Consider the following 18,249-nt stretch of genomic DNA (forward strand, 5'->3'; position numbering starts at 1 on the left):
CGTGCAGACGGCTCGTGTCGCCCCACCGGTATCGCCTCCTGGCGTCGAACTGCGCGATGCCCCGGAGGGCCTACGACGTGCCGTCAAGGAACGGCGTTGGAGACTAACCGATTTTCGGCCCGGAACGGGCCCCCCGCGAGGGGCAAATGTGATTAGACGGGGATCACGGTGGGGACGATCATGGGCCGGCGCCGGTAGGTTTCGGCGACCCAGCGGCCCACCACCCGGCGCACGAACTGCGCGATGCGGTGCGAGTCCGTGATGCCCTCGATTTCCGTGCGCGAGAGCTCCATCTCGATCAGCGGAATCACCGCGTGGAGCGCCTTCGGGTCGTCGGAGAAACCCCGCCCGGACACGGTCGGCGTGCTCACCGCCCGGCCGGTGGTGGAGTCCACCACCACCGTGATCGCGATGAACCCGCCCTCACCGAGGATCAGCCGGTCGGACAGGGTGGACTCGCCGACGTCGCCCACGGAAAGCCCGTCCACGTAGACGTGCCCGACCTCCACCCGCCCGGTCGCCCTGGCCCGCCCGTCGATCAGGTCGACCACGACGCCGTCCTCGGCCAGCACCACGTTCTCCGGCGCCACCCCGGTCCGCACCGCCAGCGCCCCGTTGGCGCGCAGGTGCCGCCACTCGCCGTGCACCGGCATCACGTTGCTCGGCCGGATCGCGTTGTACAGGAACAAAAGCTCGCCCGCGGACGCGTGACCGGACACGTGCACCTTCGCGTTGCCCTGGTGCACCACGTTCGCGCCCAGCCGGACCAGGCCGTTGACCACGCCGAACACCGCGGTCTCGTTGCCGGGGATGAGCGAACTGGCCAGCACGACGGTGTCCCCGGCGCGGACGGAGATTTGCCGGTGTTCCCCGCGCGCCATCCGGGACAGCGCGGACAGGGGCTCGCCCTGCGAACCGGTGGACACGAACAACACCCGCGTCTCCGGCAGGTTGACCGCGTCATCGAGATCGATCAGCAAGCCGTCGGGGATGTCGAGCAGGCCCAGTTCCGCCGCGATGCCCATGTTGCGCACCATCGAACGCCCCACGAACGCAACCCGGCGCCCGTACTTCTGCGCCGAGTCGAGCACCTGCTGCACGCGGTGCACGTGGCTGGCGAAGCAGGCGACGATGACCCGCTGGGTGACCTTGCCGATCACGTCGTCGAGCACCGGGCCCAGATCGCGCTCCGGAGTCACGAAGCCCGGCACCTCGGCGTTGGTCGAATCGACACAGAGCAGGTCGACGCCCTCGTCACCGAGCCGGGAGAACCCGGCCAGGTCGGTCAGCCTGCCGTCCAGCGGCAACTGGTCGAGCTTGATGTCGCCGGTGTGCAGCACGACACCGGCCGGCGTCCGGATCGCCACCGCCAGCGCGTCCGGGATGGAGTGGTTGACCGCGAAGAACTCCAGGTCGAACGGCCCCACCGGGCGCCGCTCCCCCTCGGCGACCTCGACCAGCTTGGGGCGCTGCCGGTGCTCCCGGCACTTGGCCTCCAGCAGGGCGAGGGTGAACCGTGATCCGTAGACGGGCAGGTCGGGCTTGAGCCGCAACAGGAACGGCACCGCGCCGATGTGGTCCTCGTGCCCGTGGGTGAGCACCAGCGCGACGATGTCGTCGAGCCGGTCCTCGATCGCCCGGAAGTCGGGCAGGATCAGGTCCACGCCGGGCTGGTCGTCCTCGGGGAAGAGCACCCCGCAGTCGACGATCAGCAGCCGCCCGTCGAACTCGAACACGGTCATGTTGCGGCCGACCTCGCCGATCCCGCCGAGCGCTACGACGCGCAGCCCTCCACCGGGCAGCGGGGGTGGCGGGTTGGCCGGGCCGGGTCCTGGGACAGTGGAATTCACTGGGTCCGTTGCCCCCTCGAACGCGTCACCGGGGCATTCCGGATGGACGGAAGCGCACCGCCGCCAGACCCACGAGCACTGTCAATGGTCGGATTTCCTGTCACCTATGAATGGTCCCAACGCTGGTGTGAGTGGTAGGGGCGACGTATGCCGCCGCCGAGTCCGCCTGCGCGACCCGCGAACCGTGCCAGCCGGCGGCCTCGTCGAGCGGGACACCGCCCCGGCTGAGATCGCCGGCGATCGCCTCGGTCTGCTCCGGTGTCGCCGGCACGATCGGCAACCGGGGGTCCCCGACGTCGATTCCCCGCATCCGCAATGCGGTCTTGGCGAACACGACCCCGCCGACACGGGAAAACGCGCGCAGCACCGGAAGCATACCGCGATGGTTGGTGCGCGCGGTCGACGTGTCGCCGGTCTCGTACGCGTCGATCATGCCCCGGATCCGGCCGGCGACCACGTGCCCGATCACGCTGACACAGCCGACCCCGCCGACCGACAGCCACGGCAGGTTCAACGCGTCGTCACCGGAGTAGTAGGCAAGGTCGGTGTTGGCGATGACGTCGCTGCCCGCGAGCAGGTCACCCTTGGCGTCCTTGACCGCCACGATCCGGGGGTGCTCGGCGAGCCGGTACAGGGTGTCGACCTCGATCGGCACGACCGACCGGGGCGGGATGTCGTACAGCATCACCGGCAGTTCGGTGACGTCGGCGACCGTGGTGAAATGCGCGTACACGCCGGCCTGTGACGGGCGCGAGTAGTACGGCGTGACCAGCAGGACGCCGTGGGCGCCCGCCTTTTCGGCCTGCTGGGTGAGTTCGACGCTGTGCGCGGTGTCGTAGGTGCCGGAGCCGGCGACCACGGCCGCGCGTTCCCCCACCGCCTCCACCACGGCGCGGACGAGATCGGCCTTCTCGCGGTCGGTCGTGGTCGGGCCTTCACCGGTCGTGCCGTTGACGACGAGACCATCGTTACCCAGCTCCACGAGATGCTCGGCGAGTTCCTGGGCCCGCTTCAGGTCCAGGGCTCCATCGGCGTCGAAGGGGGTGATCATCGCGGTGAGCACGCGCCCGAACGGCCGGCCGGGCGCTGCGGTAGGTGGGGTGGGCATGAGAAGACGTTACCTCTTGTGGGTCACCGGAATGCCAGGCTATTTGGCAAAACGGAGGATTGCCCGCACGGTGGCCCGCGAGCAGGAACATCTACGGCGAACTACTTCACCGGCTGCGTTCGGTAGCCGGTCAGGGTCCCGTCCCGCGCCCCCAGCAGGCAGTAGATCTCCCGCACCGGGTCGCGCGAGTAGTCGCTCGAGGTCTGGGTCTCCCACGCCTTTTGGCTGGGCACCAGCGCCTGGTAGGTCAACGGCCTACCGTCGGCACTGGTCCTTGACTCGGCGCTGGTCCTTGCATAGAACTCCACGGCGCAGTAGGACTCGGCCCACGTCCGGAGCTTCGCCTCGTCGGGATAGGCGGCCGCGGTGGCCTTGGAGGAGCTGGAGGAGTTGGAACCGAACATGTCCGTCGACGCGTAGTACTCCTGGTAGTGGAGGTTCTTGCAGTCGACCCAGTCGTCGCTCTCGGTCAGGCCCTCTCCGGGCTTGACCGGCTTGCTGGTGCAGTAGTAAGAGGACGACGTTTCGAAGCGCGGCACCTGGCCCTCCGCGCCGTAGGTCAGCGTCGGCAGCATCGCCTCGTCGACGGCCGGTGTCCCCCACCACCGGCCAAGGAACACCCCGCCCACGAGCAACACCACGCCGAGGACCGCACCGGCGATGACCAGCGGCCCACGCCGGTTCCCGGCCGGACGCGCGCCGACCATGGTCGGATTCCCGCCCGAGTAGAGCAGCGTGTGGGGATTGACATTGGGCACACCGTGCACCGCACCATCGCGCTCGGCCATCGCGAACAGCCCGTCGGCCTGCGCGGCCGAGATCCGCGCTTCCGGGCTCGCGATCAGCAGACCCATGATCGCCGAGGCCAGCGGCCCCTGGGTGCGGGTCAGGTAGGGCACCTCGTTCATGATCGCGTGCAGGGTCGCCGCCGTGGTCGGGCGGTCGAACGCCATGGTGCCTTCCACCGCGAAATACAGCGTCGCGCCCAGCGACCACAGGTCCGAGGCGGGCACCGACTCGTTCCCGGCGACCCGTTCCGGCGCCATGAACGCGGGCGAGCCGACGATCATGCCGCTGGTGGTCAGGCGCGGGTCGTCGACCGCTTGCGCGATGCCGAAGTCGGTGAGCTTCACGCGGCCGGTCGGCGACACCATGATGTTGCCCGGCTTGACGTCCCGGTGCACGATTCCGGACTGGTGGGCGGCGTGGAGCGCGGACAGCACCTGCCGCCCGATCGTCGCCGCCTGCACGGGCGACAGCGGACCGTGGGCGCGTACCAGCTCGGCCAGCGTCGGCGCCTCGACGAGTTCCATCACGATGTAGGTCGAACCGTTCTCCGACACGACGTCGTAGACGGTGACCACGGCCGGATCGTTGATGCGGCCGCCGTTGCGGACCTCACGCATCACGCGCTCGCTGAACGTGCTGTCCTCGACGCCTTCGGGCGGCCGGATCTCCTTGATCGCGACCTGGCGGCCGATCAGGGTGTCCTCGCCGCGCCACACCACCCCCATGCCGCCCCGGCCGAGCTCCCCGAACAGCTCGTAACGTCCGGTGATCAACCGCCGCGCCGCGGTTCGCTGGGTCGTCAGATCGTCGGCCACACCAGGCCCCCTCCTCGGAAATCGGACAGCAGGACAATAGTCCGACCGGCCAACGGCCTCGTGAGTTCCCTCAAGCTCTGAAGGTCAGGACGATCAGGGCCACGTTGAGCACGATGATCACGCCCGCGGCCAGCCAGGCCAGGATCGTGGTCAGGCGATGGTTGGCGTCCCTGCCCATCAGGCCCCGGTCGCCGGTGAGCCGGACCAGCGGCACCAGTGCGAACGGGATACCGAAGGAAAGCACCACCTGGGATATCACCAGGGCGGGGGTGGGCTCGACGCCGATGGCAAGCACCACGACCGCGGGCGCGAGCGTGGCCACGCGGCGCAGCAGCAGGGGAACCCGCCTGCGCAGCAGCCCCTGCATGATCATCGCACCGGCGTAGGCACCGACCGAGGTGGACGCCAGCCCTGAAGCCAGCAGGCCGACGGCGAACAGCAGCGCCACCCCCGGGCCGAGCGCCTGGCCGACCGCGGCGTGCGCGCCCTCGATGGAATCATCCACGTCCTTGCCCTGCAGGTTCGTCGCGGCGAGCAGCAGCATGGCCAGGTTCACCGCGCCCGCGAGCACCATCGCCAGCCCCACGTCGAGCCTGGTCGCACGCAACAGCCGGGCGCGCCGCCGGCCGGAGGTCCGGCCGTGCCGGTCGCGCGCGAGGCCGGAATGCAGGTACACCGCGTGGGGCATCACCGTCGCACCCAGCATCGCGGCAGCCAGGAGCACGCTGCCCGTGCCGTCGAACCGCGGCAGCAGGCCGCCGAGGGTGTCCGGCACCGACGGGGGTGCGACGAACAGGCTCGCCAGGAACCCGATCGCGATGATCGCCAGCAGGCCGGTGATCACCCATTCGAACCGGCGCTGACCGCGCCGGTCCTGAACCAGCAGCAGCCCGATGGACACCACGCCGGTGATCAGGCCGCCGATCAGCAGCGGCAGGCCGAACAGCAGGTTGAGCGCGATCGCACCGCCGAGGACCTCGGCCAGGTCGGTGGCCACGGCGACCAGTTCGGCCTGTGCCCAGAACGCGAGACGACCGCCGCGGGGCATCCGGTCGCGCAGGAGTTCGGGCAGCGACCTCCCGGTGACCAGGCCCAGTTTCGCGGACAGGTACTGCACCAGCCCGGCCATCAGGTTGGCTGCCACGACGACCCACACCAACAGGTAACCGTGCTGCGCGCCGGCGCTGACGTTCGACGCGACGTTACCGGGGTCGACGTAGGCGACGGCGGCGATGAAGGCCGGCCCCAGCAGCACCGTTCCGGCACGCACCCGCGCCAGTGCGGGACGAACCGACTCCGCCAGCGCCATGCGTTCACCTCCGGACCGAACTTCAAGTTTAGGTATGCCGAAGATCAATGTACAGCAAGGCTCACAAAGGGCTGATCACCTGGTTTCGCCGGGCCTTATGCCGAGGCTTCGACCTCGTGACCGGCCGCGCGGAGGGCGGTCACGGCACGCGCCAGGTCGACCGCCTTCACCAGCACGTGATCGGTGTCGAAAGTGGACATCGTGAACAGCGCGACACCGGCCGACGCCAGTTCGTTGGCCAGCGCGGCGATGATGCCGGTGAGCGTGAACGCGAGCGGCCCACGCACGGTCAGCAACCGCCAGCCGGCCTCGACCTCCGCGCCGGCGGGCACCCGGCCGGCCGGGCAGATCACCGAAAGCTCGGTGGGCGTGCGCGTGACCGAGACGAGCCCACCGGCACCGGGCGTCAGTAACCCAGCCGGGAAGTCGGCGTCCGGACCGAGCTTGGCCACTGCGTAGTCCCCGGCCGCGACGTCGATCACCAGCCGTTTCACGGCGCGGGACTCACCCCTCCAGGACCCGCGGGCTGGACGCCACCTCGGTGCCGTCGGGCAGCGTCGAGATGGTGAAGTCGGCGAACACGTTCGCGGCGGCCTTCTGCAGCTGCCGCAGGCATTCCACGGCCAGCGCCCGGATCTCCACGTCGGCGTGCTCGGTGGCACGCATGCCGATGAAGTGCCGCCAGGCGCGGTAGTTCCCGGTGACCACGATGCGGGTCTCGGTGGCATTGGGCAGCACCGCACGCGCGGCCTGGCGGGCCTGCTTGCGCCGCAGGGTCGCACTCGGCGCGTCGGCGAACTTCTCCTGCAGCCCGGCCAGCAACTCGTTGTAGGCGTCGACGCTGGCCTGTGCCGCGGCCAGGAACTTCTCGTGCAGCACCGGGTCGTTCGCGATCACGTCCGGTTCGACGAAGGCGGCGTCGCGCTCGGGCACGTACCGCTGGGACAGCTGGGAGTAGGAGAAATGGCGGTGCCGGATCAGCTCGTGGGTCAACGAACGGGAGATGCCGGTGATGTAGAAGCTCACCGACCCGTGCTCCAGCACGGACAGATGCCCGACGTCGATGATGTGGTCGAGGTAGCCGGCGTTGGTGGCCGTCCGCGGGTTGGGCTTGCTCCAGGACTGGTAGCAGGCGCGGCCGGCGAACTCGGCCAGGGCCTCGCCGCCGTCGGCATCGGTGGACCACGGCACGTCCTCGGGCGTGAAGAACTCGGTCTTCGCGATCAACTGCACCCTGGGTGAAACCGTCCCGGCCATCGCGCTCCTTTCCCCTGCTTCGTTACCAGGCAGCGTAACTGTCCGCCCCGATCTTTCCGGGCCTGGCACCGGCCGCACCACTGTGACGCTTGACTGACACCATGAGTGGTGTCATGGTGGTGTCATGGATTTGACGCCTTACCTGACCAGCCTTCGCGAGGATCTGGCCGCCACGGCCTCCGCGGGTGACGAGCAGACCCGGCGTGCCGCAACGCTGCTCACTGCCGCACTGGAACCGTCGGTACGGCTGACGCTGATGCACGCGCTCTCGGACCTGGCCGCCGAGATCACCGCGCAACTGCCCGGCCAAGTCGTGGAGGTCCGGCTCGACGGCCGCGACGTCCGCGTCGTGGTCACCGGCTCGCCGGGGGCGACCGAGCCCGCCGGCCGGCCTCAGCCCCCGCCGCCTCCGCAACCCCCGCCACCGCCACCGCCCCTGGGGGAAGGCGGCGAGAACATCGCCCGCATGACCCTGCGCCTGGTCGAGCAGATCAAGGGCCAGGCCGAGCGGGCCGCCGCGGCACAGGGCGTTTCGCTGAACACCTTCATTTCCCAGGCGGTGCAGGGCGCCCTCTACGGCGCGTCGCGCACCCAGGAGGGCGAGCCCAAGTCGCGCCCCGGCAACCAGTCCGAAACGCACCTGCACGGCTGGGTGCGCGGATGACACCCCATAGCGCCCTGTCGACACGGTTGCGGTGGCGCGCAACTCGCGGAAACAGCAGCACGGAGAAAGCAGTGCGATCATGAGCGACGAAGACGTGACACGTACCCAGACCTTCCCCGTCGAAGGGGCGGTGGAGCTCGACGTGAACGTCACGTTCGGGCGTGTCGACATATCGCTGGACGCCGAGAACGAGGCGGTGGTGGAGGTCCGGCACGACCCGTCCATCCAGCAGCCGTGGGCCCAGAGCGTGACCAGCGTGCTGAACTGGGTCACGGAGCGGTTCGGCGACCAATGGACCGCCCAGTGGGGCACCGACCTGCGGGGCGGGTCGGGCGACGCGGTCGAGCAGACCCGGATCGAGCTGACCGGCAACCGCCTGGTCGTGCACGCGCCGAAGGCCCTGCCGCTGCGCGGCACCCCGCTCGCGGTGACCGTCCGCGCGCCGTCCGGTACGCATGTCCAGGTGCGTGCGGGCTCGGCCAACGTGACGGTGACCGGTGCGGCCGGGCGGGCGGACATCCTGACCGGGTCCGGCGAGGTGAAGCTCGACCGGGCCGACGGAGCCGCCACCGTCCGCACCGGAACCGGGCCGGTCCGGCTCGGCCCGGCCCTGTCCGGGCTTCAGGTCCGCACCGGCGGTGGCGACGTCGAAGCGTCGTCGCTGTCGGGCTCGGCCACCCTGGTCACCGGCACCGGCGACATCTGGCTGGGCGCCGCCGCCGGCGAGATCATGGCCCGCACCGGAAGTGGTGACCTGTCCGTCGCCGACGCGGCGGGCGGGACGCTCGAACTGATCACCGGCTCCGGGGAGATCCGGGTCGGCGTCCGGCCCGGGGTGGCCGCGGAGATCGACCTCACCTCCGGCTCCGGCAAGGTGTCCACCGAGCTGGACCTGGCGCAGGAGCCGCCGGACGGGGAGATCCCGCTCCAGGTCCGCGCCCGCACCGGCTCCGGCAGCGCCGTGGTCACCCGCGCGGCTCAGTAGGCCATCCGGTGTTTCACCGGCGCACCCGGGGCGCCGACTGGGACACACCACCAAGGGGGTAGCAGGGGGCGTTTGCCGCGGATCGTTTCGTAGCAAACGCCCCTTGCTCCAACTCCCGGCGCCTCACCCCGCCTGGCGCGCCAGGGCCGGTGCGAGATCGCCGCGGGCGCCGATCGCAACGCCGTCGAGGCCGAGCCAGCCGGCCATGAGCCGCAGTTCCCCGGCCAGTTCATCGGCCACGCGGGGAACGTCCACGCCCGGCTCGGCGAACGCGCCCGGCACCCGCAGCAGGCCCGCCTCCCGGTCGGCCTTCAGGTCGACCCGGGCCACCAGCTCGCCGTCGAGCAGGAACGGGAAGACGTAGTAACCGTGAACCCGTTTCGGCTCGGGGACATAGATCTCGATGCGGTACCGGAAACCGAACAGCCGCTCGGTGCGGGCCCGTTCCCAGATCAACGGGTCGAACGGGCACAGCAGCGCGCGACCGGTGATCTTCCGTGGCACCTTCGCGTCGGCATGCCGGTACGCCGGGGCACGCCAGGTGCGGACCCGCACCTGCTCCAGCACCCCCGCCTCGACCAGTTCGGCCACCGCCTGGTGACTCACCTCCGGCCCCAGCCGGTAGTAGTCGCGCAGGTCGGTCTCGGTGGCCACGCCCAGCGCGCTCGCGGCGCGGGCGATCAGCTGCCGCGCGCCGTCGGCCGCGTCGACGCGACGGGTCAGCGACTCGGGCGGCAACACCCGCTCGGGCAGGTCGTAAAGCCGTTCGAACCCGCGGCGGGTGCCGGTGGTCAGCCGGCCCATGCCGAACAGCCATTCACAGACCTTCTTGACCTCCGAGCGGTCCCACCACGGGCCCGGAGTGCGTTTCGACTCCCCCGCCACCTCGCGCTCGATGCCGCCCGCGCCGATCGGGCCGAGCTCCTTGACCACGGCGAGGATGTCCTCGGCCAGGCCCGGCGAGTGCTCGACGATCTTCGCGTAGTGGCGCCACCAGCCCGGCCGTTTCGCGCCCGAATGCAGCAGGGGCCAGTCCTCGACCGGGACCAGGCTGGCCTCGTGCGCCCAGTACTCCACCAGCAGGCGGGGTTTCCGGGCGCTGTGCGACCAGGCCGCCTCGTCGATCAGCGATTGGTCGTAGGCACCCAGCCGCGCGAACAGCGGCGAGTAGTGCGCCCGCGCCACCACGTTCACCGAGTCCAGCTGGATCAGCTGCACCCGGGAGAGCACCCGCTTGAGATGCCTCCGCGTGGGCACCTCCGGCCGGGGATCCGCAAAGCCCTGCGCGGCCAGCGCGATCCGCCGGGCCACGCCCGAACTCATCGTCTCCATCGCCGGACATGGTGCCAGCACCCACCGACAAAACACCGCACGGCACTGACAAAAACACCGACGAACACCGCCGTGTCCCACCGACAGTGCAGACCATCCCGCACGACCGGCGCCAAGATATGATCGGCGCACAGGTGTTCGATCGGGGTGCGATGGGGGTGCGGGAACGCATGCGGCGACGAATCGAAACCGGGGAACGGCGCGCGCGGCTGGCCCAGCGGCATCGGCTGGCGGTCGACGCCAGAACCAAGGATCCGGTGGCGGTCGCCGACAGCGTGGTCGCGTTGCACAGCACCGATCCGGCGTCGGTGTACCTCTCCGCCCTGGTCCGCATGACCGACGGGAACATCGGCACGATCGAGCGTGCGCTCTACGAGGACCGAAGCCTGCTCCGGTTGCTCGGTATGCGCCGGACGGTCTTCGTCGCCTCGCTGGAGGTGGCACCGGCGATCCAAGCGGGCTGCTCACGTGACGTCGCCGCCCGGGAGCGGCGCAAGCTGATCCAGCTGCTCACCGACTCGGACATCGCCAAGAACGCCGAACGGTGGCTGGACGAAACGAGCGAGATCGCGTTGCACGCGCTGGCCGCGCGCGGTGAAGCGACCGCCGCCGAGCTGGCCACCGACGACCCGCGCCTGGGGGCCAAGGTCGTGCTCTCCAGGGGCAAGAGCTACGAGGGTCGCCAGAGCGTCTCCAGCAGGCTCATGTTTCTGCTCGCCGCGGAGGGCAAGGTGGTCCGCGGCCGCCCTCGCGGCTCCTGGCTGTCGAGCCAGTACAGCTGGACGCCCAGCACCGCGTGGATCCCGGGTGGACTGGACCACCTGGCCACGCCGGACGGCCAGGCCGAGCTGGCCCGCCGGTGGCTCGCCACTTACGGTCCGGCGACGCCGGAGGATCTGCAGTGGTGGACGGGCTGGACCAAGACACAGGTCAAGCGGGCCCTCGCCGGATTACGGCTGGCCGAGGTCGAGCTGGAGGACGGGCCGGGCATCGTGCTCGCCGACGACCTGGAGCCGCCACCGGCGCCCGAGCCGTCCGCGGCGCTGCTGCCGGCCCTCGATCCCGTGCCGATGGGCTGGCGGCGGCGGGAGTGGTTGCTCGGCGAGCACGGCCCGAAACTGTTCGACCAGGCGGGCAACGCCGGCCCGACGTTGTGGTGGGACGGCCGGATCGTCGGCGGCTGGGCACAGGACGCCGGCGGGGTGATCGTGTACCGGTTCCTGGAGGACGTCGGCTCCGAGGCCACCGCCGCGGTGGAAAAGGAGGCGGCCCGCCTGACCGAACTGCTCGGTGGTAACCGCCTCTCCCCTCGCGCGCGAGGCAAGACATGGGTCGAAACGGACCTGACCGCCTAGGCAGTGTTTCTAGGTGCGCGCGATCGCGTCGGCCACGCCGGTGGTGACGAAGGTGTGCGGCACCTTCGTCACCGGTCCCGGCTGTGGCACGGGATGGTTGAGAACGCCAACGACTTCCGGGCGCTAGACGAAGACCATGGACGAGGGTTGCTGGGACGCGCCGAGCTCGACCGTGGCGGACACGCGCAAGTCCGCCAGACCGACCGCCTGCACGTTCGACGCCGCGTTCAAGGCGACCCACAGGGTGTCCGACGTGGCCCCGAGGCCGGTGGGAACGTGGCCGACCTGCACCGTCGCGACGACGGCGTGCTTGCCGGTGTCGATCACCGAAACGGTGTCCTCGTTGGCATTGCTGACGTAGGCGAAGGCACCGTCGGGCCGGAACGCCACGGCCCAGGGCGTCCGGCCGACCTTGATCCGCCGCACGACCTGCTCCGACGCCACGTCGACCACGACGACGGCGCCTTCCCACGGCAGCGCCGCGTACAGGACCGTGCCGTCCGGCGACAACGCAATCCGGTTCGCACGCGGCGCCTCGGGACGTCGTGACCGTATTGCCCTGCTCCCGGCATCCACAATAGACAGTCCATCATGGCAGGTGACGAAAAGCTTTGTCCCGTCAGGAGAAACAGCCACCGAGTGCGGCGCCTCGCCAACGGTGATCTCACCAGTCACCTTTTCCGTGGCGACGTCGATGACTGACACCGTCCGCGCACCACCGGGCCCGGTGTCCGGACCGGTGTTGGCCACGTACGCGTCTTTCCCGTCGCGAGAAATCGTGATGCCGTGCGGCGCCAGGCCGACCGTGATGGTCCCGGTGATCGTGTCCGTCGCGGGATCGAACACCGAGACATCGCTGGCGCCGGAGTTGGTGAAGAACAGCTTCGAACCGTCCGGTGTGGACGCGATCCCGTACGGGTTGTTCGCCGCGTGGACGGCCTTCACCAACGTTTTGGTCTCGGTGTCGATGACCGCAATCGAGAACCCGCTGATAGCGGTGACATAGGCGTGCGTCGCGGTGCTCTTCGGGGCTGCCGCCGCGGCGATCGCGCCGACCGGGATGCCCGGGAAGCTGGTTCCCGCGACACCGTCGGGGAAGTCCGACCGGTGGGTCGTGAGGGTCTCGGCCACTCGGCCGGCGGTCTGGATCGGCAGGCCGGCAAACGCCGCGGAAACGGTCGCCGTGGCAGTGGTCGCGCGCGGCTTCGGATGACCACCGTGTTCCTGGTGCGGCGGGGCCTGGTCGGCCCCGGGAATGGTCGCCGGCGGCAACGTGGCCACCTCGTGCGTGGCCTCCCACAGCTGGTTCTTCGTCGATGGCAGGGCCGGGAAGGGCTTGCCGGTGGGGTGACCGAGCGCCGAGGTCAGGTCGCCGAAGGTGTCCCGTCGCCACTGGCTGATGTTCGGTTCACGCACGCCGGTGAACTGCTCCAGGAACCGCAGCACCGAGGTGTGGTCGAATCGTTCGCGAGCGACGAACCCGCCGGCGGTCCACGGCGAGACGATGATGCACGGCACGCGGAAGCCGGCGCCGATGGGCAGGCCGTTGACGAACTCGTCCGCGGTCCCGGCCGGCGGGGTGGGCGGCGGCACGTGGTCGAACAGCCCGTCGTTCTCGTCGTAGTTGAGGATGAACACGGTCTTGCGCCAGACGTCCGGGTTGGCCGCGACGGCGTCGAGTTTGCTCGCCAGGAAGTCGGCGCCCGCAGCAGGGATGTACTGCGGATGCTCGCATTGCGCCGCGGTCGGGATGATCCACGACACGGTGGGCAGCCGGTCGTTGCGCGCGTCCTCCTCGAACTGATCGGCCGGGCCGATGGTCATGCCGTGCTGGTAGAGCGCAGAGGAAACGTCGGCATCCTGGAAATTCTCGAAGAACTTCAGGGGGTTGCAGCCGTAGTCGTCCTCCTGCTGATAGACGTGCCACGACACACCGGCCTGGGTGAGGCGTTCGGGATAGGTCGTCCAGGTGAAGGGTGAGGGCACCGTGTTGCTGATGATCGGGCCACCATTCCGGCCCGACGGATCGATCGTGCCCGTCCAGTGGTAGAGCCGGTTGGGCCAGGTCGGGCCCATCAGCGCGCAGTGGTAGGCGTCGCAGATGGTGAACGACTCGGCGAGCGCGAACTGGAAGGGGATGTCGTCGCGCGTGTAGTAGCCCATGGTGTAGGGGCCGTGCGCGTCGCCGTCGGCCTTGCGGTGGGCCGGCAGCCAGTTGTCCATCTTTCCGTTGTTCCAGGCGGAATGCTGCACGGTGTACGCATGGCTGGTCGACGGGATCGCCTGCGAGCTCGTTTTCCTGGTGTCCAGGTGGAAGGGCAGCAGATAGCCCGCGGGGTTCTTCTCATCGGGCTGGTAGAAAACCGACTTCCCGCTGGCCAGCATGATCGCGTCCGGGTCGTCGAACCCGCGCACGCCCGGCAGCGTGCCGAAGTAGTGGTCGAAGGAGCGGTTCTCCTGCATCAGGATCACCACATGCTCGATTCCGGACAACGGCCCAGGCGTTTCCGTACTGGCCAACGCCTTGCGCAGGTTCGGCGGAAGCGCACCCATGGCGGCCGCGCCGGTCGCCGCCAAACCCGTCTTGAGCACCGTACGTCTGCTGAAATCGGCCACGTTCGACTCCTTCGTCACCCCAGCATGCACGATAATTTCGATCATCGCGCATGAGAAGTTAACAAGCAACGACTTTAAGTGGAGGTTCGCCTTCCAATTTCGACCCGGGGTCGCGGCCCGCGGTCCGGCTATCGAGCGTGACTGGCTATGTTCGACTCCGTGAGCACCGTCGAAGTCCGCGCCGCCGTCGCCGGGGACGCCCCGGAGATCGCCCGTATCCAGCGCATCACCTGGCGCACCGCGTACACGGACATGTTGGGTGAACAGGCACTTGCCCAGCTCGATTCGCCCGACGCGGAACAGAGCTGGGTCGACGCGATCGCGCACCCGGACACCACGGTCCAGCTGGCCACCGAAGGCACCTTCATCGTCGGTTTCTGCGTCGCCGGCCTGGCCCCGCGTGAGGAAGTCGCCAGCGCCGCGGGTGAGCTTCCCGACGACGCGGAGAGCACGGGCCTCATCGCGACCATCCTGGTCGAGCCGCGGTGGGGACGCCGGGGGCACGGCAGCCGGCTGCTCGCCGGAGCCGCCGCGGAGTTGCGCCGACGCGGCGCGAAGCGCGGCATCACCTGGGTCGCCGAGTCGGACTCGGCGTCACTGAGTTTCTTCCGCCGCGCGGGCTGGCGGCCGGACGGCACCGTGCGCACCCTCGACACCGGCCAACGCCGGCTGCGCGAGCTGCGCCTGACCGGGGAGCTCGAAATCGAGCTCGTCGACTGACCGCCGCCGGCCGAGGAACCACCGCACGGTCATCACGATGAGGAATATCACGGCGACGATCTGGTAGCTGCTGCCCGCCACTTTCTGCGGGAAGCTCCAGATCTCGTATTCCAGCGGCACCCGGTAATGCGGGGCGAGCCAGAGGATCACCACCCCGGCCCAGCCGCCGAACAGCAACCAGAAGTTGTGCTTCTGGTAGCCCATCACCATCACCAGCGCGGCGGTGGGCAGGGCGAGGATCCAGTGGTGCGACCAGGAAATCGGCGACAGCAGCAGGTCACCGGTCGCGGTCACGCCCAGCGCGAGCGCCAGGTTGCCGTCCTTGAGCGCGCGGGAGGTGCCCAGCCAGGTCATCACCGCGACGGCGACCACCGACAGCCCGCCGATGACCAGCAGCTTGTTCCCGGCCAGGCCGAGCTTCACGTAGCTGGAGATCACCGCCTCGTTGGCGTGAATCGGACCGATGTTCATGCCGGTGGCGTGGAAGACCCGGTCGGTCCAGTACAGGATCGAGTCACGGGGCATCAGCACGAACGCGATCGCGGTCATCAGCAGGAAGCTGAGGAAGCTGGTGACCACCGCGCGGAAGTCCTTGCGCAGCAGGAAAATCAGCACGAACCCGGCGGGGGTGAGCTTCACCGCGGCCGCGATGCCGATCAGCGCGCCGCGCGGCCAGCGCGGGTTCGGCCACAGCACGTCCAGCGCGACCATCATCATCAGCAGGACGTTGATCTGGCCCCAGAAGATGGTGTTGGACACCGGGTGCGCGACCACGAGCGCGAAGCAGCCGGCCAGCACCATCCACGGCTTGGCCAGCAGGCCGGCCAACTGCGGCGAGGCCTTGCGGTAGGCCACCACGATCGGGATCAGCGCGAGGCAGGTGACGGCGGTGAGCAGCGGGTACCCGATGTGCGGCGGGATGATCGCCAGCGGGGTGAACAGGACCGCGGAGAACGGCGGATACGTGTAGGGCAGGGGACCGCCGACCGGCGAAACCGGCAGTTCGGTGTAGATGGAGCGGCCGTGGAGGAAGGTGTCCGCGCCGAGCCGGTACACGTCGACGTCCGTGGGCCATTTGACGATGCCGTGCGCGTAGTACGCCATCGCGGCGAAGCACAGCAGGGCCAGCACCAGTTCAGCACCCAGGCGGAGCCGCTCCGCCGCGCTGCCGTGCCTCATCGTCGAGATGACAGACTTCAAATCGCCTCTCCCAGGTCCCGGCCGAGCAGTGCCCACGAAACTGACACGGCAGTCCCTATCTTCGTCTCCCACGCGCGATCCGTTACCGGCGGGTCCCGCTAAACCGCGGCCACAAAACACATCCACCGCATGACGTAGCACAGGCACACGCCGCGTAGACGCCCGCAAGAATCCGCGCCAGATGGTATTCCAGCCCCGTCACGGCCGGCCCGGCACCCACGCCGGAGGTGAAAAACCCATACTTCACACCGATTGACGAATAGTAGGGGTAACCCCAGTGTGACGACCCGTCTCCACTGTTACCGTCACGATGTTGTTCGAACGTGTGGGGTAGCCAGGCGATCGCCGGCCCTCGGTGGACCACGGCGGCGGTGCCTCCACGGTGGTCATGTCGCGTTTCGAATGTTGGGGACAGGCACTGTTGGAGGCACGATGCTCGGCTGGTTCTGCGTGACGTTGGGCGTCGCGTTCAGCTCGGCGATCGTGCCTCTCATCAACATCGAGATGTTCGTGCTGGGGTTGGTGGCCAGCCAGCCCCAGCTGCACTGGGCGCTCGTCGCGGCGGCGGTGGCGATCGGGCAGGTGGCCGGGAAACTGCTGTACTACCTCGCCGCACGCGGTTCGATCCGGTTGCCGGGGTGGATGACCCGGGTAACGCGGCGGCGCACATCCGGCGGGCGCTGGCGCGAGCGTACGAAATGGTTACGCGCCAAGATCGAGGCGTTGCGTGAGCGGTGTCACCGCCACCCCGCGTGGATGGCCGGCACCTACGGGGTGAGCGCGGTGGTCGGAATCCCGCCGTTCATGGCGACGGTTGTCCTGGCCGGGCTGGCCGACATGTCGATGCCCACCTTCCTCACCGCCGGCCTGGCCGGAAGGTTCGTCCGCTACGCCATTCTCGCGGCGTTCCCGGCCATCTTCGCGTCCTGGACACACCACTGGTGAACCGGCCGGACCGGTCATCGGCCGGCGGATTCCAGGGCTTCCAGCTCAATGGCCTTGCGCATGGTGGCACGGGCCCGCCGCCGGTCCCCGGCGAGGTCGTAGGCGTGGGCGAGCCGGTACCAGTGCCGCCAGTCGTCGGGATACCGTTCGAGTTCGGCACGGCGCTGCTCGAACCACTCGTCCGCGGCCGCGCGGTCCACCCTGCCGGAGGGCATCCTCGGCAACTCGGAGGTTTCGGGCAGGCCGCCTTCCGCCTCCAGCCGCCGCGCGAGCCGCTGGATGTGCGTGCCCGAGCGCCAGGTCGCGACCACCATCCACACGCCAAGCAACGGCAACACCAGCACACCGGCACCCAACGCGACGCCGGCCGCCGTGCCAGTGCGCAGCAACGCGACCGCCCGATCGGCGAGCAGGAACAGGTAGACCGCGAGCGCGGCGGTCAGCAGGAGTGCGACGTTGCGGGCCTTCACCACGGCCCCCGTCACAGGTCCAAAACGTTTTCCAGGCCGACCGTCAGGCCCGGCCGGCGAACCACCTCGCGCACCCCCAGCAGCACGCCCGGCATGAACGAAGCCCGGTCCATCGAGTCGTGCCGGATGGTCAGCGTCTCACCGTCGGCGCCGAACAGGATCTCTTCGTGCGCAATCAGTCCGGGCAACCGGACCGAGTGCACCCGCACGTCGTCGACCACCGCTCCGCGCGCACCATCCAACTCCTTGGTGGTGGCGTCCGTCCCGGGCTTCCGGCCCGCATCGCGACGCGCCTGCGCGACCAGCCGCGCGGTGTGCTCGGCGGTGCCGGAGGGCGCGTCGGCCTTGCGATTGTGGTGCAGCTCGATGATCTCGACCGACTCGTAGAACCGGGCCGCCTGCTGGGCGAACCGCATCGCAAGCACCGCGCCGAGCGCGAAGTTCGGCGCGACCAGCACGCCGACCCCGGGCTTGGCCGCCAGCCACTCGCGCACGGCCGACAGCCGCTCCTCGGTGAAGCCCGTCGTCCCCACCACGGCGTGGATGCCATGCTCGACCGCGTATTTCACGTTGTCCAGTACGGCGTCGGGGTGGGTGAAATCGACCACCACCTCGGCCTCGGCCAGGCCGTCACGCGAGTCACCCGAGTCGATCGCGGCGACGACCTTCAGGTCCGGAGCGGCCTGGACGGCGTTCACCACGGTGGCGCCCATGCGGCCACGGGCACCTAGCACACCCACGCGAATCATGCCTGTCCCTCCGCGAGTTTGCGCGCGACCGCGATCGTGTCGACACGGCGCTCCTGACGGCGGCGCGCTCTCGGGTCGGCCTGGC

At 69.6% G+C, this 18,249-nt stretch carries 15 protein-coding genes and 1 pseudogene; 5 read left to right on the forward strand and 11 right to left on the reverse strand.

What is annotated here, in order from left to right; translation table 11 throughout:
- Nucleotides 1–152: 152 nt before the first annotated feature.
- From A3CU_RS0122430 to thyX, 6 genes are all read right to left on the reverse strand, one after another.
- Nucleotides 153–1,787: a ribonuclease J gene (locus tag A3CU_RS0122430; protein WP_425388274.1), complete on the reverse strand. Its 1,635-nt coding sequence runs from the start codon at nt 1,785–1,787 to the stop codon at nt 153–155.
- Nucleotides 1,788–1,950: 163 nt separating this feature from the next.
- Nucleotides 1,951–2,958, reverse strand: a complete 1,008-nt coding sequence (gene dapA, locus A3CU_RS0122435) for a 4-hydroxy-tetrahydrodipicolinate synthase (RefSeq protein ID WP_052371995.1) — start codon at nt 2,956–2,958, stop codon at nt 1,951–1,953.
- A gap of 101 nt (nt 2,959–3,059) precedes the next feature.
- Nucleotides 3,060–4,562, reverse strand: coding sequence for a serine/threonine-protein kinase (locus A3CU_RS0122440; RefSeq protein ID WP_027944198.1), 1,503 nt, complete (start codon nt 4,560–4,562; stop codon nt 3,060–3,062).
- A gap of 70 nt (nt 4,563–4,632) precedes the next feature.
- Complete coding sequence (locus tag A3CU_RS0122445) at nt 4,633–5,871, reverse strand: Nramp family divalent metal transporter (protein ID WP_027944199.1); 1,239 nt, start codon at nt 5,869–5,871, stop codon at nt 4,633–4,635.
- 95 nt (nt 5,872–5,966) lie between these two features.
- Complete coding sequence (locus A3CU_RS0122450; RefSeq protein ID WP_027944200.1) at nt 5,967–6,365, reverse strand: ACT domain-containing protein; 399 nt, start codon at nt 6,363–6,365, stop codon at nt 5,967–5,969.
- A 10-nt stretch (nt 6,366–6,375) separates the two neighbouring features.
- Nucleotides 6,376–7,128 carry an FAD-dependent thymidylate synthase gene (gene thyX / locus A3CU_RS0122455; protein ID WP_027944201.1) on the reverse strand — a complete coding sequence of 251 codons (753 nt, stop codon included), beginning with the start codon at nt 7,126–7,128 and terminating at the stop codon, nt 6,376–6,378.
- 124 nt (nt 7,129–7,252) lie between these two features.
- On the opposite strand from thyX, the gene A3CU_RS0122460 reads away from it, so the two are divergent.
- Both A3CU_RS0122460 and A3CU_RS0122465 read left to right on the forward strand, forming a co-directional pair.
- On the forward strand, nt 7,253–7,792 hold the full coding sequence (locus tag A3CU_RS0122460; protein WP_027944202.1) for a toxin-antitoxin system HicB family antitoxin: 540 nt from the start codon (nt 7,253–7,255) through the stop codon (nt 7,790–7,792).
- A 79-nt stretch (nt 7,793–7,871) separates the two neighbouring features.
- Entirely contained in the window at nt 7,872–8,777 is a 906-nt protein-coding gene (locus A3CU_RS0122465) for a DUF4097 family beta strand repeat-containing protein (RefSeq protein ID WP_027944203.1), read from the forward strand.
- Between the two features lie 123 nt (nt 8,778–8,900).
- On the opposite strand, the gene A3CU_RS0122470 is transcribed toward A3CU_RS0122465, so the two are convergent.
- A complete protein-coding gene (locus A3CU_RS0122470; protein ID WP_027944204.1) occupies nt 8,901–10,109 on the reverse strand; it encodes a winged helix-turn-helix domain-containing protein in 1,209 nt (402 codons plus the stop codon).
- 134 nt (nt 10,110–10,243) lie between these two features.
- On the opposite strand from A3CU_RS0122470, the gene A3CU_RS0122475 reads away from it, so the two are divergent.
- Nucleotides 10,244–11,464, forward strand: a complete 1,221-nt coding sequence (locus A3CU_RS0122475) for a winged helix DNA-binding domain-containing protein (RefSeq protein ID WP_342668923.1) — start codon at nt 10,244–10,246, stop codon at nt 11,462–11,464.
- Nucleotides 11,465–11,587: 123 nt separating this feature from the next.
- On the opposite strand, the gene A3CU_RS0122485 is transcribed toward A3CU_RS0122475, so the two are convergent.
- Nucleotides 11,588–14,125, reverse strand: coding sequence for an alkaline phosphatase family protein (locus tag A3CU_RS0122485; RefSeq protein WP_245617266.1), 2,538 nt, complete (start codon nt 14,123–14,125; stop codon nt 11,588–11,590).
- 114 nt (nt 14,126–14,239) lie between these two features.
- On the opposite strand from A3CU_RS0122485, the gene A3CU_RS0122490 reads away from it, so the two are divergent.
- Nucleotides 14,240–14,800 carry a GNAT family N-acetyltransferase gene (locus tag A3CU_RS0122490; protein WP_027944207.1) on the forward strand — a complete coding sequence of 187 codons (561 nt, stop codon included), beginning with the start codon at nt 14,240–14,242 and terminating at the stop codon, nt 14,798–14,800.
- A 273-nt stretch (nt 14,801–15,073) separates the two neighbouring features.
- On the opposite strand, the pseudogene A3CU_RS54620 reads toward A3CU_RS0122490, so the two are convergent.
- Nucleotides 15,074–15,979, reverse strand: a pseudogene (locus A3CU_RS54620) (glycosyltransferase family 87 protein); the annotation flags it as partial.
- A gap of 453 nt (nt 15,980–16,432) precedes the next feature.
- Here A3CU_RS54620 and A3CU_RS0122500 point away from each other — a divergent pair.
- Nucleotides 16,433–16,945 carry a YqaA family protein gene (locus tag A3CU_RS0122500; protein WP_027944208.1) on the forward strand — a complete coding sequence of 171 codons (513 nt, stop codon included), beginning with the start codon at nt 16,433–16,435 and terminating at the stop codon, nt 16,943–16,945.
- A gap of 14 nt (nt 16,946–16,959) precedes the next feature.
- Here A3CU_RS0122500 and A3CU_RS0122505 read toward each other — a convergent pair whose 3' ends face one another.
- A complete protein-coding gene (locus tag A3CU_RS0122505) occupies nt 16,960–17,415 on the reverse strand; it encodes a tetratricopeptide repeat protein (RefSeq protein ID WP_027944209.1) in 456 nt (151 codons plus the stop codon).
- Nucleotides 17,416–17,426: 11 nt separating this feature from the next.
- Nucleotides 17,427–18,164, reverse strand: a complete 738-nt coding sequence (gene dapB, locus A3CU_RS0122510) for a 4-hydroxy-tetrahydrodipicolinate reductase (protein ID WP_027944210.1) — start codon at nt 18,162–18,164, stop codon at nt 17,427–17,429.
- Between the last annotated feature and the right edge of the window lie 85 nt (nt 18,165–18,249).

Source organism: Amycolatopsis taiwanensis DSM 45107 (assembly GCF_000519205.1).
GTDB lineage: Bacteria > Actinomycetota > Actinomycetes > Mycobacteriales > Pseudonocardiaceae > Amycolatopsis_E > Amycolatopsis_E taiwanensis.